Source organism: Acinetobacter guillouiae CIP 63.46, from assembly GCF_000368145.1.
Classification (GTDB): domain Bacteria; phylum Pseudomonadota; class Gammaproteobacteria; order Pseudomonadales; family Moraxellaceae; genus Acinetobacter; species Acinetobacter guillouiae.
Window position 1 is genome coordinate 2,322,168 of record NZ_KB849283.1, and the last position, 17,815, is coordinate 2,339,982.

The following is a 17,815-nucleotide window of genomic DNA, read 5'->3' on the forward strand; positions in this document are numbered from 1 at the left end:
CTTCAACACAATAAAAAAAGCCCTGCATTCTATACAGGGCTTGGAGAACTGAAATATATCGTGATTTATTGATTAGACTATGAAGCGATTAAATTACGCAGTACATAATGCAAAATACCACCTGCTTTAAAATATTCCACTTCATTCAAAGTATCAATACGGCATAACACTTTGAAACGATCTATTGAACCATCGACACGTTTAACCTCCACATCTAAAGTTTCATGTGGTTGTATGTCATCAGAAAGTCCATAAATAGACAATTGCTCATGGCCAGTTAAGTTGAGTGATTGACGAGTTTGACCATCCACAAATTGCAACGGTAAAACCCCCATACCAACCAGATTTGAACGATGGATTCGTTCAAAACTTTCAGTAATCACCGCTTTTACTCCTAAAAGGTTGGTGCCTTTCGCCGCCCAGTCACGTGATGAGCCTGTACCATATTCCTTACCTGCAATGATGACCAACGGCGTTCCATCTTGCTGATACTTCATCGCAGCATCGTAAATGGCTAACTTCTCATCTGTCGGGATATAGAGGGTATTACCACCCTCTTCGCCATTGAGCATTTCATTCTTAATACGAATATTGGCAAAGGTTCCTCGCATCATCACTTCATGATTACCACGACGAGATCCATAAGAGTTAAAGTCCTTTTGATCGACACCTTGCGCTTCTAGATAACGACCTGCTGGACTGTCTTTCTTAATATTCCCCGCAGGAGAAATATGATCTGTTGTGACTGAGTCGCCAAGAACGGCCAAGATATTTGCATTAAGAATATCTTTAATTGGTTTCGCGGGTTGATCAATACCTTCAAAGAACGGAGGATGACGAATATACGTTGAGTTTTCATCCCATTCATAGGTTTCAGAATCAGGGATTTGAATTGCTTGCCATTTTTCATCACCATCAAAAACTGCCGCATATTCTTTATGGAACATCGCTGTATTAACTTTTTGCAGCACCTCATCAATCTCGATTTGACTCGGCCAAATGTCTTTGAGATATACTGGTTGACCTTGTTGATCGTGCCCTAATGCTGTGCTGGTAATGTCACTACGAATGGTACCTAATAAACCAAACGCAACCACCAAAGGTGGTGATGCAAGCCAATTGGTTTTTACCAGTGGATGTACCCGCCCTTCAAAGTTTCGGTTGCCTGAAAGTACCGACGCAACATTCAGGTCATGGCACTGAATAGCGTCTTCAATCGGTTTAGGTAAAGGTCCTGAATTACCAATACATGTGGTACAACCATAACCAACGAGGTTATAGCCCAACTGGTCTAAATAAGACATTAACCCTGCCGCTTCTAAATAATCGGTTACCACTTTAGAGCCTGGTGCAAGAGAACTCTTGACCCATGGCTTACGTTGAATACCTTTTTCGATGGCTTTCTTTGCCAACAAACCCGCAGCCAACATCACACTTGGATTAGAAGTATTGGTACATGAAGTAATCGCAGAAATCACCACATCACCATCCGTCAATGGATAGCGTTTACCATCAATCACACAATGCGGTTCTTCATTTTGTAACGCAGACTGTTTTGAATCAATTGCTGTACCTGCACCACCTTCATTGGCTAAACGTTCTTTTTCTTCACCTTTAGCTGGCTTAAGATCCAGCGCCATTAAGGCACTAAAAGTTTGTGGGATATCAGGCAATGCCACTCGATCTTGCGGACGTTTCGGGCCAGCAACACTTGCTTCAACGGTTCCCATATCCAAAGCAAGCACATCGGTAAATACAGGTTCATCCCCAGTATGACGCCATAAGCCTTGTTCTTTACAATAAGCCTCAACCAATGCAATACGGTCTTCTTTACGACCCGTTAAACGCATATACCCTAGAGTGATTTCATCAATCGGGAAAAAGCCACATGTTGCACCATATTCGGGTGCCATATTGGCAATGGTTGCTCGGTCTGCAAGAGGCAAAAATGCCAGCCCATCACCATAGAATTCAACAAATTTACCCACCACGCCTTTTTTACGTAGCATCTGAGTAATGGTTAAAACCAAATCCGTTGCGGTAATCCCTTCACGCAATTTTCCTGTCAATTTAAAACCAATCACTTCTGGAATCAGCATTGAAATCGGCTGTCCAAGCATGGCCGCTTCGGCTTCAATTCCACCCACGCCCCAACCCAATACACCTAAACCATTGATCATTGTGGTGTGTGAATCTGTACCGACTAAGGTATCGGGAAATGCAAATACCTCACCATCACTTTCACCCAGCCACACTGCTTGAGCTAGGTATTCCAAATTGACTTGATGGCAAATCCCTGTTCCGGGTGGTACCACACTAAAATTATCAAAAGAAGACTGCCCCCAACGGAGGAATTGATAACGCTCTCCATTACGTTGCATCTCAATTTCGACATTCTCATCGAAGGCATGATCTGTCCCAAAGTGATCCACCATCACAGAGTGGTCAATGACCAAATCCACTGGAGATAAAGGGTTAATTAAATTGGGATCTTTATTGGCTTTCTGTACAGCTGCACGCATCGCAGCCAAATCTACCACAGCAGGTACACCAGTAAAATCTTGCATCAAGACCCGTGCAGGGCGATATTGGATTTCTTGATCTGAAGTTTTATTGTTTTGCCAATCAACAATCGCCTGAATATCGCTTTGCCTCACGGTTTGATCATCTTCAAACCTAAGTAAATTTTCCAATAATACTTTGAGTGATTTAGGCAATTTTGAAATATCACCTAAGCTCGCTTGAACCTGTTTTAAATTAAAAATTTTATATCTTGTATCCCCTACAGTTAGGTCTTGTAGAGAATTTAAACGATTGATATGACCATATTTTGCCATTGGTTGAACCTCCAGCTTGGCGTTAACTTTCTTATTGGCTACTTGGAGTACTTCTTTAAATCTAAGACAAATATTTATTTTAGGTGTTGTTGATTGGTTATTTTTATTCAAATTCACATCGGTAAATGTAAGCATTCATGTGAGTTTTTCCACAACACACCTGCCAATGTTGCTTGATCCATTGCCAAACTTTCAGCTAAACCCGCCAAGACAAAAGGCAAGTTCACTGGTGTATTACGGGTATGCTGTTGGTCAGATATCTGGCAACACAGTGGTGTCATATCTGGGCAATCGGTTTCTAGCACTAAATGTTGCGCACCAACCGCTTGTACAACTGCATGCAGTTTTTTGGCATTTGGATTGGTAATTTGTCCTGTGACACCTAGTTTAAAGCCTAATTTAATAAAGGCTTTTGCCTCTTCTATTCCCCCACTAAAAGCATGTGCAATACCACCATGTTTAAACTGGTTCTGTTTCAACATTGCAAGCACGTCAGCATGTGACTTACGAATATGTAGAAGAATGGGTTTATCGTATTGTTGGGCAAGTTCAATTTGGGCTGAAAAAAAATCTTGTTGTTTTTGAAAAATCTCAGCTTGTTTATGCTGTTTAAGAAACGTGTCTAAGCCAATTTCACCTACCGCAATACAAACTTCAGTTCTCAGTATATTTTCCAAAGCATTTAAATGCTCTAGACAGTGTTGTTCGATATAAAAGGGATGCAACCCCGGCGCAAGATGGCTACGGGGCGCATTATTTAGCTGATTTAAAAATTGCTGAGTGTCTATCAAATCTTGAAAGCGTTCATATAGAAACCCAATCAAAATCAAATGTTCTACACCCACCTTTTTTGCTTGATACGCCAATTGTTCCCGATCCAGATCAAAATCAGCAACATCAAAATGCGTATGTGTATCAAACAAAGGCCAAGGCATTAGGATTTCGCTTTCCCACTTGCAACAGGTGCAGAACTGCTTGGCTGATCAACTTGCATCTCCGCTGGGAAATATTGACTTTTCAACACGCCTTTTAATTGATCGTAAGGAATCATCAAACGCGGTAAGCCAACAACATAAGGTCCTATATCATATTCACCATATTGTAAAATCAGACCTTGTTTACCCAAATAGAAATTGTCTGATAATGTAAACTTCCACGCCTGTTCATATTCATTGACGCTTTCAGCAAGTTTTGAATCGATAACCCAAGTTTTAAATGCATCATGTGCCAATTTTTCAAATTTAGCTTTTTGATTGGCTTCAATGATTTGATCCAAGCCAACTTGTTTTTTACTCACCAAATCAAAGTTAAAATAGGTTTGCGCAGATGCCCCATGTGCACCGCCTAAATAACTACTGGTATTTAATACCACCGTCGCTAAAGGTTTATCTGAGTTTAAAATTTTAGGACTTAAACTAATCGTGATCTGGCCACTTGCCCCTAATGTTTTAAGCTCTTTATCCATCTCAAGAAATGAATTTGCATAAGGTTGTACACGCTCTTGCAATTGCTGAACAGGGGTCTTATTGGCTTGCACCTCACTTGCTGAAGCTTGTGAAGCCGTTTGCTGCTGATCTGCATCTTTTTTCGCTTTACTCAATTGCGCGATATCCAGCATTTTATCCAGATTATCTAAAATCGCTTGATCAATCGTTTCATCAACAAAAGCCTGATTGCTTTTTAGTCTTTCTATAGAAAACTCAGGGCATGTATTGCCATTACACTCAGGCAGTGTCAATTTTACTTTTTCTGTATCGCCCTGTAATAACATTGATGTATCTGGCACTTGAGATGCAGCACTTTGATCAACTGTTGGTTCTGCTTTTTTCGAGTCAGATTTTTGACATGCAGTTAACCCTAAAGTGATCACCAGAATTGAAAGCGCTAAAGTACTTTTTTGATTTAACATTTCACAAACCTATCCAACGAATCAAGCCAAGATTTTTTAATCTCTATATTCATTAGCCTATTCTTCTATATATAAATCCTCAATCAAAATTTGTATGAAAATTGAAGCGTTATTGCAATACATGGCTCAAGTTTAGTGATCATATAATTAATTTAACAAGGACCAATGATCTTAACCGTTACGCTTTAGAATCCAGCTAAAATTGGCAGAATGATCAGGATACACCTTAAAACATGCGTTGATACACTTCAGGCTTAAGTATTTTTTGCGTCTGTTCTTTGCTCAAATAAATATCCAACTGGGTACCATCTTCGACAATTTCATTGGCGCGATAATGTAACCCAACACCTTCACCATCAAAGAACCAATCGGCTTGCCCCCAATATAACTTTTTAGGCGCATTCTTTTTCACATCGCTATTTTGCTTTTCTAACCATTCCGCATATTTTTCTTGTACCCAGATATTCAGTTGATTCTGATGTTTAGCATCAATCACATCTAAAATACTTAAGCTTTTCTTCAATTTCCGGTCAGCAACAAAAAAGTACTGTCGTTCTTTGATACTGACATCGGCTTGTAAACTATTGACTGAAACTTGCAATAAAACATACTGATTGCGTTGTGAAGCCATACGCGTTTGCATATGCAGTTCAAACGCTTTATTTTTCGGGAATTCTTCTTGCCAAGTATCTGATTTTTTAACAAAAGCATTAATGGCCTGTTGTAAGGTCATATTCTGTTTTAAATTAATCTGTGCCTGAATCACCTTGGACTGACTATTTGCAATCCACTGATTTAACCAATTGTCTTGGGTTTTAATGGTTTGAATATCAATTTCAATGCAATTGTTCTTTTCACAAAACGGTAAGGCATAATCAGCTTTGGTTTCTTGAATATTTAAATAAGGTAAAACTTCAGCGGCTTCTTGTTTGGTTTGTAATACAGAACCATCTTTGTCCTGATCTTTTTTAGAATCACATGCAACCAAAACCATTGTACTTAAGCAAAGCACTGAAATTATTTTTTTTGAAAATTGCACTGCATAAATCCCTTTGGACAAAAAGCATTGTATTTTGATACAAAAACAGCTTCACAAGGAAGCTGTTTTTACATTTTGCAATAAGTTAGCTGAACTTAATGCTCACGTGTAGAACGGAATTGAATATCTGGATAACGCTCTTGCATTAATTGTAGATTCACTCGGCTTGGTGCGAGATAAGTTAAATGCCCACCACCATCGACAGAAAGTTGGTCATGTGCCTTTTTCTTAAATTCATTAAATTTCTTTTCATCATCACAAGAAACCCAACGCACTGTGTTGATGTTCACTGGCTCATAAATACAATCTACTTTGTATTCTTCTTTCAAACGATACGCCACCACATCAAACTGAAGTACACCTACAGCCCCAACAATCAAGTCATTGTTGATTTGTGGCATAAACACCTGAGTTGCACCTTCTTCTGAAAGCTCTTTTAAACCCTTTTGCAATTGTTTAGATTTCAATGGATCTTTTAAACGTACACGGCGGAACATTTCAGGTGCAAAGTGTGGAATCCCCGTAAAATGGAGTTTTTCACCAGAAGTGAATGTATCACCAATCTGAATCGTACCGTGGTTATGTAAACCAATGATATCACCAGGCCAAGCTTCTTCAAGTTGCTCACGTTCACCCGCAAGGAATGTCAATGCATCACTGATACGCACATCTTTACCAATGCGCACATGATTCATCTTTAAACCTTTCTCATACTTACCTGAACAGATACGCATGAAGGCAATACGGTCACGGTGTTTTGGATCCATATTGGCTTGGATTTTAAATACAAATCCACTGAAGCCTTCTTCCGTTGCTTCAACAGTACGTTCATGTGTTGGATGTGCTTTCGGTTGTGGTGCCCACTGAATAAATGCATTTAATACATGGTCAACCGCAAAGTTACCCAACGCTGTACCAAACAATACTGGTGTTTGACGACCTGCTAAAAACTCCGCTGGATCTAGCGGATCATTCGCCATTTGCACCAATTCTAAAGATTCTTCAAATGAGGCAAAGGCCAAATCGCCTACTTTTTCACGAATGTCTGGATAGTCATATCCATCACGGATTTCAATATCTGTAATGGTCGAACCAAAACCCGCTTTATATACATAAAGCTTATTTTCAATGATGTTATATACGCCAGCGAAGTCACGCCCCATACCCAATGGCCAAGTAATCGGCACACAACGGATTTTAAGCACGTTTTCAATTTCATCAAGCAATTCTAATGGCTCACGGATTTCACGGTCCATTTTGTTGACAAAAGAAATGATCGGGGTATCGCGCATACGACACACTTCCATCAATTTGATGGTCCGTTCCTCGACCCCTTTTGCACCATCAATCACCATCAACGCTGAGTCAACGGCAGTTAAAGTACGATAGGTATCTTCAGAGAAGTCTTCATGTCCCGGTGTATCAAGTAGATTGATAACATGATTTTTATAAGGGAACTGCATGACTGAGGTAGTAATCGAAATACCACGCTCTTTTTCCATTTCCATCCAGTCAGATGTCGCAGAACGGTCAGACTTTCGACTTTTAACCATACCTGCAACTTGGATTGCTTTACCCCACAACAACAGTTTTTCTGTCATTGTGGTTTTACCAGCATCGGGGTGGGAAATAATAGCGAAGGTACGTCGCTGAGCGACTTGCGCCGCTAATTCATCTTTAAACATAAAAAATCTACAATATGTACACAGTTATGTACACATTTATAAATATGTACTTGAACTGGAAAATGGGAATTCAAAAATTGGCGATATTGTATCAGATTTAGCGTCGTTTTTAACGATTGTTGCTATATCATTAAGCACTTTGATCACGCAGACTTAGCAAAAATGCTAGAAAGAGGATGAGCGGTACTGAGCTAAAATAAGTCCAAATCTATACATTAGTTTTCGTGAGGATCACCTGAGTGATTTAAGTAAATATCATCTAAAAGCGCAAAGTACTGAACATGATCACTATCTTCAAGCAAACAGACGAAACGCCACTGCTCCTTTTCACTCTTATAAATTTTTCCCATAATTTCTGTTGAAATATATTGTTTTCCAAGCTTTCGATCAAAACGATTGATAATAATACTGTTCTTTTTAAAATGAGTTATATCCAAAATTTTAGAATTTCCCCCATTCTGTTTAATTCCAAAATCAAAGCATTTCTTGACCGCATCATCGTTATAATCATTTGCATAAGCCAACCCACTACACGATAGTAGCGCAACAATTACATAAATATATTTTAATTCCATCTCGCATCATCCCGATAATTAAGACAGTCATTGTTAAGCTAAAGTTTGAATTATTCTAAATAAGAGAATATCCATATACTGTTTTTTGATTTGTCAGCATCAATTTTTTAACTTAGATTTTTTATAAATCATGTATCCATAAGAAACCACGATTAATTTAAGTGTATTTTAAAAATCTATTTAAACCATAATATTACACATTTCACTTGTAGCATATGAATGCTTACTCAATTAATTTAGAATATAAATATCATAAAAATTCACGTGATTTATATAACTAAATTTAATAAAAACTGTTGATCTTTACTATTTTTAAATATCTTTAATCAGAATTCACAATATATTAAAACGAATACAAATATTTTAAAATTATTGAATAACGAGCTTAATTTTTTTAAAAAACATAAACTTAATTAGCCCGTCATTTTTTAACAGGGTATAATTAACACAATTATTTTTTTGCTGCTTTATCTAAAATCCTTTGTATAACTGTACGTGTAACTGAAAACCGCTTAGCTAAGGAATAAACACTCTCCCCCCTCTTAAACAATTCAAGTACTTGTTTTTTTTGATCATTTGTTAAAATCTCTGGCCTTCCAACTTTTTTAACAATTTTATTTTGTTTTTCATTATTAAAATTAAATAATTTTTCAAATTCAAAACATAACTTTAAGAAATGAAGAAAAAAAATTTTCATGTCCCCATTGATCTCACTTTTTGAATAATCCAAACAAATTAGTCTAATTTTTTTCTGGTAAATTTTATCAGTTATAGATAGTATTTCTTCAAAATTACTACCCAAACAATCTATACTTTTTATTACTAGCAAGTCATCATCCTCCAAAGAGTAATTTATTAAATTCAATAATTTATCTCTAAAAAATATGGATTTATTGACAGAAACCTCTTCAAAAACCAATCTATTTTTTTGGATCTTATAACCAAATTCGTTAAAAAATGAAAGAAATTTACCTGATTCAAACTCTACATTGGGTTCAATTCTAACATAGGCATACGTACGCATATTAATACACCAAAAAGTAACAAAAATAAACGCAATAAAACTAGCATATATATTTTTTAAAAAACATGATATAAATCACACTATTCTATTAAATAATGTATAAAACTTATCAGTAGATTTTCAAACTTTATTAGAAAAAAAGTGAATATAACAAAATGAAAATATCTAAGAATTTATAAAAATTATCACATAAGTCAATAATATTATTAATTTATTTTTAATCTTGATGGAAAATTAAAAAATTAATAAAGTTGAAAAATTCTTTCATCAAGTGCCTAGAAAGTAACATATTAAATACATGAATTAAATTTAATGTTTTTTAAAACATATAAATAAAACAAAAGAAACATCTTTACCTTTACCCAAAAACACCTTTCAAATACTTTAAATCTAAAAACGATAAATTGTAGAGCAATAAAAAAAAAATCAAAAATCAAAAAGAGTTAAAACATCAAAAAAACCTAACTAACAATCTCATTAAAATTTATTAATTAAAAATATTAAAACCATGCTTATAATCATATATATGTTCAAAACATACAAAATTAAAATCAAGCACAACAATAAAAAAACATAGACTTAAAAAATAAAACACTGATTTAAATAAATTTTAAAATCATAAAAAATATAAAAATTTTATAATTTTCAACATATTGAAAAAACAAAAAAAGGATATGATACTTGGTTATATTTGACAGAATTATCAAATTTAAAAAAATTCATATAGGATTAAAGATGAACGCATCTATAAATTATTTAACCCTAATTAATTTAAATGAACAAATTAAACAGTGGTTATTATCTCATTTTATAAAAGACAATAGTAAAAATATTTTATTAATTTCATATGGAAAAAAAGAAAAAAGATGCAAAGTTCACACCCTAACAGATGAAAACACAAACAAACTCGTACAAAAGGCAACTAACTTTATTGAGAAGAAGTTCCTAAAAGAAAAAGATTCAATTTCATATTTAAAAATTGATCTTGTTAAAAATATAGAAAAGAAAAGCTGGTTAGACGTTTATAAAGAAATACAAAATCAAAAACATAATAATCATTATCGAAAAGGAATAAGTTTCGACCACGATTTTAATATATGCTTCTTAGAGCAAGAAATTTATGGAAATTCTATAATTAGTAGCAAGCTCTATAATGAACCAAACTTCATTGATGAAAAAAACTTAAATAATGCTATTAAAGAAAAATATCCTAGTATCAAAAAGAAAATTTACTTAGATAAAATTAAATCAGTATGGGTGTTTGACACAACAAGTATTTTTTATGACCATGGTGAACTCATTCTTCTACAATCTGGAAACTCTGAAAATGGTGTCAGACTAATTGAAGAAAACAGAAAAAACCATATAAAAAAAATGATTGATCAAAACGCATTATTTTTACACAATCAAATTTTAGATAATGGTCAATTTATTTATGGATATTTCCCTGCTTTCGACAATAAGATCAAAAGTTATAACACTGTAAGACATTGCACTTCGCTTTACGCACTTCTCGAAACTTTTGAGGTTGGAGGTAATCTAGAATATTGGCCTAAAATTCATTTGGCCATTCAGTATTCTCTGGATAATTTTTATAAATTAACCGATGAAAATACAGCATATATGATTGATTCAACGTCATCTAATCCAGAGATTAAACTTGGAGCGAATGCTGCCGCAATTTTAATGTTATCCAAATATCAAGAGATTACTCATAACAATCAGTATCAAAGATATGCGGAAAAATTAGCGAATGGAATTTTGACAATGGTTGATGAAAAAGGAGAAACCATTCATATATTAGAATATCCTACTTTAATGATTAAAGAAAAGTTTCGTATTGTTTATTATGATGGTGAGGCAGCATTAGCTTTATTGCGCCTATATCAAATAAATAAAAATGAAATACTTCTAAATACAGTCAAATTAATGTTTGATAACTTCATTTCAGAATCATATGAAAAATATCATGATCATTGGCTAAGTTACTGCACAAATGAGTTAACAAAAATTTGTCCCGATGAAAAATATTATAAATTTGGTATAAAAAACTATCTGAATCATATGAGCTTTATTAAGAATAGAAAAACTGTTTATGCTACATTTCTGGAAATGATGATGTCTGCATATAAAATGGTTACTCGATTAAATAAACAAGAATACCAAGAGCTATTTAACTTATCAAAATTTGAAGATTTAAAATCCCTTATTACTTTAAGAGTCGAATTTCAACGTACAGGATTTTTCTATCCAGAAGTAGCAATGTATATGAAAAAACCAGATCAAGTCTTAAATTCATTTTATGTCAGACATGATCGATTCCGAACACGTATTGATGATCAAGAGCATAATTTATCAGGATATATCGCTTATTATCTACATTTTGAGGGTTAATTATGAGTGACCATAACTGTTTTTTATCGAAGGAAGTAACTCAAATTGAATTTTCTAAAATTGAAAGAAAACTTCATGAGTTAAATATTAATATGTTTTTGCTTAAAAGGAATCCTCAAAAGATAATTAGCTTAAACAATAACCTTGAAATTGAAGGAAATAATAATTTTTATAATAATGTTTTAAGTTTATGTACAATTGGTTCATTTTCTTATTCTTCATCAAACTTAGGCTATGGAGTTTCCATTGGCCGTTACTCTAGCCTAGCTAGTAATATCAAAATCATGGGGGCGCATCATTTTCCTGAATGGATATCTACCTCACCACATTTTTACTCAGAACACTACCATGATACTGATCCACTAACACTAACTCATCTTCAAAGAACCAAAAGAAATGTCAGCATAGGAAATGATGTATGGATTGGAGCAGATGTAGTTTTGAAAAGCAATATTACCATTGGTGATGGTGCAATTATCGCCTCTAATAGTGTGGTCTCGAAAAATGTCCCACCTTACATGATTGTTGGAGGAAATCCAGCAAAAATCATTAGAGCAAGGTTTAACGATGATGTAATTCATAAATTAAGTGCTTTAAAATGGTGGAAATTTCATAAAAATGATTTAAGTGGATTGATGTTTAATCATCCTCTTTCTTTCATTGACAAACTTGAAGAGCAAATTCAATCAAATAAAATAAAAGAATATAAACCTCTAATTTTTACAAAAAATGATTTATTAAAATCTATTCCCATTGAAAATTCATCCTATTAATCAAAAACTACAGAAGACTTTATTTATGAAAAATCATTATTTCTTTTTATTTCCTAAAATTGATGAGAAAAAAAATGGTCTTGTTTTTGCACTATTAAAACGAGCAAAAATATTAAACGAAAAATTAGGTATTAATCCAATCATTATAACTACTGATTATGATCGTTCTCTAGCGCAGAATTACTGGAACTTGATTTCCAGTAACCTTGCCCCACCCTCTATTGGTTATCTTAATTTATATGGAGATCTACAAGGAACCCCCTTACGACTTGCTGAAAAGAAATATCATAAAAATGATAAAAAGATGTTCAATGAAAATATATCAAATACACAGATTCCTTATACTTTTAATCAAAGATTTCATGACAAAAAAAATAAAAATTATCTTTATGAAATAAGACAAGAGGACTCACTTACTTTACGTTATGTGAATACATTTCAAAAAGGTATAAAAAATGGGCGGCTCATTTATGATAGCTATGGTCATCTTAGTTGTATTCAAATTATAAGTTTAGAAACTCAAACAGTTATAACAGAAACATATTTTCATATTAAAGGCTATCCTGTAATTATTAAGAACTACCAATTAAATGAGAAAAAGAAGAATATTCTTTTAAACATTTTTTTATTAGATGAAAATAGTGTTATCACAGAAGTATTTGATCTAGAATCCCAACTCATTCAATACTGGTTTTTAAAATTATCACAAAATTATACAAATGATTTAATGAATATTCTTATTGATCGTGCCATTCATTTTTATGAACCGCTTAGACACATCAAACAAAAAAATATGCGTTTTATTGGAACAATCCATGCTACTCATTTAAATGGACCAGATATTTATCGGGCCAGTATTAATCGTCATTACCGTAGCTATTTTGAACATAGCGATGAACTAGATGCATTGGTGATTTTAACTGAACGCCAAAAAGAACATATTCAAAAACGTTTTGGGATGCATGGAAAATTATTCGTTATCCCACATATTTATGAGAAATCTATCAAGCATGTAAAGTTTACTGATCGTAATCCCTTATCCTGTTTAACCATAGCACGTTATGACAAAGCCAAGAACTTGGATAGCCTTATTCGAATATTTAAAACGGTCATAAAGGAAATACCTAATGCTTATTTAAATATTTATGGTTTCGGCGGAGAACGTGTTTTTCTGCAAAATGAAATCGATAATTATCAATTAAATGATCATATTAAATTAATGGGCTATAATGAAAATACAGATAGTTTATACGATCAAGCAAGTCTATTTCTTTTTTCAAGCCGTTCAGAAGGTTTTGGCATGGCGGTTTTAGAAGCATTATGTCATGGTTGTCCAGTCATTAGTTATAATATTGATTACGGTCCATCAGACATGATTCACGATAGTGAAAATGGATATCTTATTCCTTTTGAAGATGAGACATTATTTTCTCAAAAAGTCATTGATTTACTTAAAGATCAACAAAAACGCCAAAAATTTAGTGAAGCAGCATATGCCTGCACTCACCTAAAGGATCAAGAACAATTCGCTGGAAAATGGCAAGCACTTTTTCAGGCTATTCAATCATGAGCATATCTTCAAATAAAAGCTTAATCATATTATTTTCATCGTTATATTTTTCTATTTATGCTCATGCAAAAACAGATTGCCCTTCAAGTAGCCCTGCTGTAGTAGGCCAACTTAATCAAGTCTATTATGGCAATAAAAATCTCCGCATTTTTTATACTACTTCTGGGGAAAATGCTTTAACATTTCAATTGGATAAAAACAAAAATAGTATACCAGACTATATAGAGAATATTGCTATTCAAGCAAATACCATACGGCAAGCTTGGGCCTCTTTAGGCTACCAAGATCCACTTAATGCCCCACGATATAAAAATTCCGTAAAATATATTGATATACAAATACAAAAATTAAATGGGCTCGGCCTAGCTTATGATGAGCCACATCGACATAACAATAATCCATTAAAAGAGAATGCATGTGCTTTAGTTGTTCTAATTAGTAATAATATTCCAAATCTAACTACTGACTCTTCTATAGTTGCCCACGAACTATTTCATCTTTATACCTATGGATATACCATGTTTAAGCAACCTTGGCTTACAGAAAGCTTAGCGGCATGGTCAGAAGGAATGATTAGAAAAGGAAAAATTGGAGCTTATGGGGAGAGAAATTTACCTGAAAATATAGAGAATTTTGACAAACTTATATTGAAACGTACCTATAAAACCTCTCAATTATGGAGCCGTCTCACCACACTTATTGATACATCTAATGGGCAACTTGATTTGCCACTTATATTGCTACAGACAAAATATACAGATGGACAACTTGTTTTTCATGATCAATATCTAAAAGGTACGCTCTTTATGCGTACCTTTCTTGAGAATCTTGGTAATAGAGATCGACAAATTTCTAATCTAAATAATTGGCAGTTGTACTATTGGAAAGAAAGCGAGCAAAGATCTTCTCATTATGACCCGCAGATATTAGAAACCTTATTAAAAACTCTTGAAAAATCAGATAAAAAAAATTCTGAGAAAAAAGAATTTCAATCATTGCTAAGAAAAATAATTCACAATCAAAATCTTAATTAAAAACTTATTTCCACTAAGATTATTATTTAAATTAATGCTTTCCATAAATTAAGTTGACACATTATAAAATCAACTTTGGATAGTCTAAACCCTAGTAAAATAATGTAGAACGATTTCAGATTAGTTTTTAAATTATCTGTCTTTGATCAATTAAAACCTAATCTAGAGAAATAATGGATTATCATGAACATGATAATTTAGGACTGTATTAACTGAACAGGCAAAGAGAATTCTAAAAAATGAACATTTACTTTATAAAGCGAAAGATCATAAAGAAGCTAGCCGAATGATAGCAGAATTTGTAGAAAATTACAATAAATGTAAACTATATACGTCCCTAGAATATAAAAATTTTGATGAAACTCATTAATTTTTGTATATAAAATAACGATCAATCTATTTCTGGGCAAGACAATGCTTATCTTAAAAATAAAAAGAGAAGGCACTTATGCCTTCTCCTCTATTTATAAGCTTATATCAATAATATTCAATTAAAACAGCAATTGATTATTATTTAACAACTCATCCAGTGTTGTATCTGTATTTTTCAGCACAATGAGATCTGTTGAGTTATAGGCATTTCCAGTACCGTCACGATCAATACTAATCACAGTATTACCCGAACCGTCAGAACTCACAGATACATAATTCGCGATATTGTCAGCATTAGCACCATCTAATAGTGCACTAACATCAACTTTATCACCTTGTGCCAAATTGAAGTCAGTCCACTCATCCTTACCATTACCACCCGTTGCATCTGTGGCGTTCAGTAAGTTATAGACAACTGTATCCGCTCCTGCTCCAGTCGTAATAATGTCATGGCTAGCAGTACTTATGGCCTCACTACCAATATTCACAGTCAATGTTGCAGGTGTACTTTCATCCCCAGTCGCAGCAATCAGTTTATAGTTCAGTGTAGCAACATCACCAGAAGTCGCAGAACCATTTGCTGTGAACGTGTATGTTCCATTTGCTGAAACAACGAATGTACCATCCTCGACCGCAATTGTTTGACCATTCGCTTGTACATATGTACCAGGTGAGGTTTCTACAAATACTTTTGTACTTGCGCCACCTGTTACATCTACACCATTACCAGAATCATCTGTTAACAAGTTACCTGTAGCCGTTACTGTCGCACCATTATCAATAAATTGGTCATAATGTGTGAAAGTAGCATTTACTGTAGTGTTGACAGTAGTTGTATTCGTTCCAGCAATCAGAGGAATATTAGATTCTGTGCTACCAAACACAACACGCCATTGGCTAGTAGTATCTGATGCAGAAACCTGGTAAGAGCCGCTGATCAACACAGTACCGCCAGCATCACCTAAGATTGGTGATGAATGTACAACAGAAGCTGATGCTCCAGGTTGAGCTGTCCAAACACCATTCACAAGTTTTTGTACTTGATAACTGAAAGTATCACCATTAGCAGAGCTATTGAAGATACCACCTTGTGTAGTTACAGAGAAATTAATCGATGCAGCGGTATTTGCAGCGACATTAATTACATCACTCGTATCACTGCCAGCAACCGAAGTAGCAGCACCAAATAACGGTTTCGTACTACTTGCAGCCATACTACCCGTATCAACAGTTGTATTAGTTGATGGAACTAAAGTAATCGCAGCTGCTGCTGTATTATCAGTTGCCGTCAACTCTACTACACCATCTTGAGTTGGATCTTCAGGCCATGTGATATCAAGATCATTTGTATCAATGCGAATATTTAAAGTCGCTGTATCTTGATGCCCATCGCTGTCCTTAATGGTGTAAGTGAAGCTATCTACTTTACCTAGACTATTTGGAATGGTGAAATCACGGATGTATTCATAATTACCATTCTTATCAATAAACAGTTCACCATATTCACCTTGAATACGTGTAAATGCTTCATTGTTTTGTGGTAGAGCAGTTGTTACACCATCTTCATTTGCAACACTAATAACTGTTGCTGTTTGACCGGCATGAATCACATCAGCTACATCCGTTGGATTTTCAGGATTGTTTGCTGTAATCACATTACCTTTCGCAACGACATCACCATAATCACTCAACACTTCGTTAGTAACTGAGATACTAGCAATACCAATTCCAGTTACTTGTACGCCTTCACCTGGAGTTAGAACAAGTGCATATTGTCCTTCAGGTAGATTATCAATAGATGCTCCTCCACCCATGACTCCACCAATGAATCCAATCATAATTCCAGCATTATCTATTTTGCTGTACGGTTCGTATCCACCAGTATTCTCGTTATAACGAAGAATATTAAGGTCATATGAACCAATACCGCCACCGAATAAAACACCGCCAAAAGATACATCAAACGATGCAATACCACCTTCAGGTACGGTAACTGTAATTGGTGTTTGACCTTTCAAGTCAATAATTGGACCAATCAATGATAATGATGGGAAGGTGACTAATGCACCACCAGGAATGTCAGGGTTAGTTACTACAGGTGTAATTTCACTTAGAACAGTTGCTACATCACTAATTGCATCTAAATACAATGGTGCTGTTGCTTCTGTTGGTTGTGATTCATTACCTGCAGCATCTGTTGCAGTCACATCCACTACTTCATTATTAGCAATGTCACCTGGATTCACTGGCACTGTATAGTTACCATTTTCATCGGCAACTGCTGTGCCTAATACGTTGCCGCCTTGGTCTTTAACTGTCACTGTCGAACCTGGTTCTGCCGTACCTGTTACAGTTGTACCTGCATCATTAAATTCAGCAGTCGGTGCATCAGGCGCTGTAGTATCATCAGCTGTTGCTTCAGTAGGTTCAGATTCATTGCCAGCAGCATCTGTTGCAGTCACATCTACCACTTCACCATTGGTTAATGGCGTGGTTAGATCCACTGTGTAGTTACCATTTTCATCGGTAACGGCTGTACCCAATACGTTGCCGCCTTGGTCTTTAACTGCCACTGTTGAACCTGGTTCTGCTGTACCTGTAAC

Annotated in this window: 12 protein-coding genes; 4 read left to right on the top strand and 8 right to left on the bottom strand. The window is 34.7% G+C overall.

The window, feature by feature from the left end; all coding sequences use genetic code 11:
* Nucleotides 1-77 precede the first annotated feature (77 nt).
* From acnA to F981_RS15935, 7 genes are all read right to left on the bottom strand, one after another.
* On the bottom strand, nucleotides 78-2,837 hold the full coding sequence (gene acnA / locus F981_RS15905; RefSeq protein WP_004723247.1) for an aconitate hydratase AcnA: 2,760 nt from the start codon (nucleotides 2,835-2,837) through the stop codon (nucleotides 78-80).
* Nucleotides 2,838-2,950: 113 nt separating this feature from the next.
* Nucleotides 2,951-3,772, bottom strand: a complete 822-nt coding sequence (locus F981_RS15910; RefSeq protein WP_004723250.1) for a TatD family hydrolase — start codon at nucleotides 3,770-3,772, stop codon at nucleotides 2,951-2,953.
* Nucleotides 3,772-4,746, bottom strand: a complete 975-nt coding sequence (locus F981_RS15915; RefSeq protein WP_004723251.1) for an RsiV family protein — start codon at nucleotides 4,744-4,746, stop codon at nucleotides 3,772-3,774. Before F981_RS15915 ends, F981_RS15910 begins: the two co-directional genes overlap by 1 nt.
* Nucleotides 4,747-4,972: 226 nt before the next feature.
* A complete protein-coding gene (locus F981_RS15920; protein ID WP_004723252.1) occupies nucleotides 4,973-5,740 on the bottom strand; it encodes a hypothetical protein in 768 nt (255 codons plus the stop codon).
* Nucleotides 5,741-5,880: 140 nt separating this feature from the next.
* Nucleotides 5,881-7,470: a peptide chain release factor 3 gene (locus F981_RS15925; RefSeq protein WP_004723253.1), complete on the bottom strand. Its 1,590-nt coding sequence runs from the start codon at nucleotides 7,468-7,470 to the stop codon at nucleotides 5,881-5,883.
* Nucleotides 7,471-7,685: 215 nt separating this feature from the next.
* A complete protein-coding gene (locus tag F981_RS15930) occupies nucleotides 7,686-8,045 on the bottom strand; it encodes a hypothetical protein (protein ID WP_004723254.1) in 360 nt (119 codons plus the stop codon).
* Nucleotides 8,046-8,496: 451 nt separating this feature from the next.
* Nucleotides 8,497-9,069: a recombinase family protein gene (locus tag F981_RS15935; RefSeq protein ID WP_004723255.1), complete on the bottom strand. Its 573-nt coding sequence runs from the start codon at nucleotides 9,067-9,069 to the stop codon at nucleotides 8,497-8,499.
* A gap of 735 nt (nucleotides 9,070-9,804) precedes the next feature.
* Between F981_RS15935 and F981_RS15940 the strand changes: the two genes are divergently transcribed.
* Genes F981_RS15940 through F981_RS15955 form a run of 4 tightly spaced genes read left to right on the top strand, consistent with a single transcriptional unit; the run spans nucleotide 9,805 to nucleotide 14,840 of the window.
* Nucleotides 9,805-11,463, top strand: a complete 1,659-nt coding sequence (locus F981_RS15940; RefSeq protein ID WP_004723256.1) for a glycoside hydrolase family protein — start codon at nucleotides 9,805-9,807, stop codon at nucleotides 11,461-11,463.
* 2 nt (nucleotides 11,464-11,465) lie between these two features.
* Nucleotides 11,466-12,236, top strand: coding sequence for a CatB-related O-acetyltransferase (locus tag F981_RS15945; RefSeq protein WP_004723257.1), 771 nt, complete (start codon nucleotides 11,466-11,468; stop codon nucleotides 12,234-12,236).
* Nucleotides 12,237-12,261: 25 nt separating this feature from the next.
* The gene (locus F981_RS15950) at nucleotides 12,262-13,806 is read left to right on the top strand and encodes a glycosyltransferase (protein WP_004723258.1); all 1,545 of its coding nucleotides are present in this window, start codon (nucleotides 12,262-12,264) and stop codon (nucleotides 13,804-13,806) included.
* The gene (locus tag F981_RS15955) at nucleotides 13,803-14,840 is read left to right on the top strand and encodes a gluzincin family metallopeptidase (protein ID WP_004723259.1); all 1,038 of its coding nucleotides are present in this window, start codon (nucleotides 13,803-13,805) and stop codon (nucleotides 14,838-14,840) included. Before F981_RS15950 ends, F981_RS15955 begins: the two co-directional genes overlap by 4 nt.
* 491 nt (nucleotides 14,841-15,331) lie before the next feature.
* On the opposite strand, the gene F981_RS15960 is transcribed toward F981_RS15955, so the two are convergent.
* A partial coding sequence (locus F981_RS15960; protein WP_004723261.1) for an ABSDF2314 family large adhesin occupies nucleotides 15,332-17,815 on the bottom strand: 2,484 nt, incomplete at its 5' end.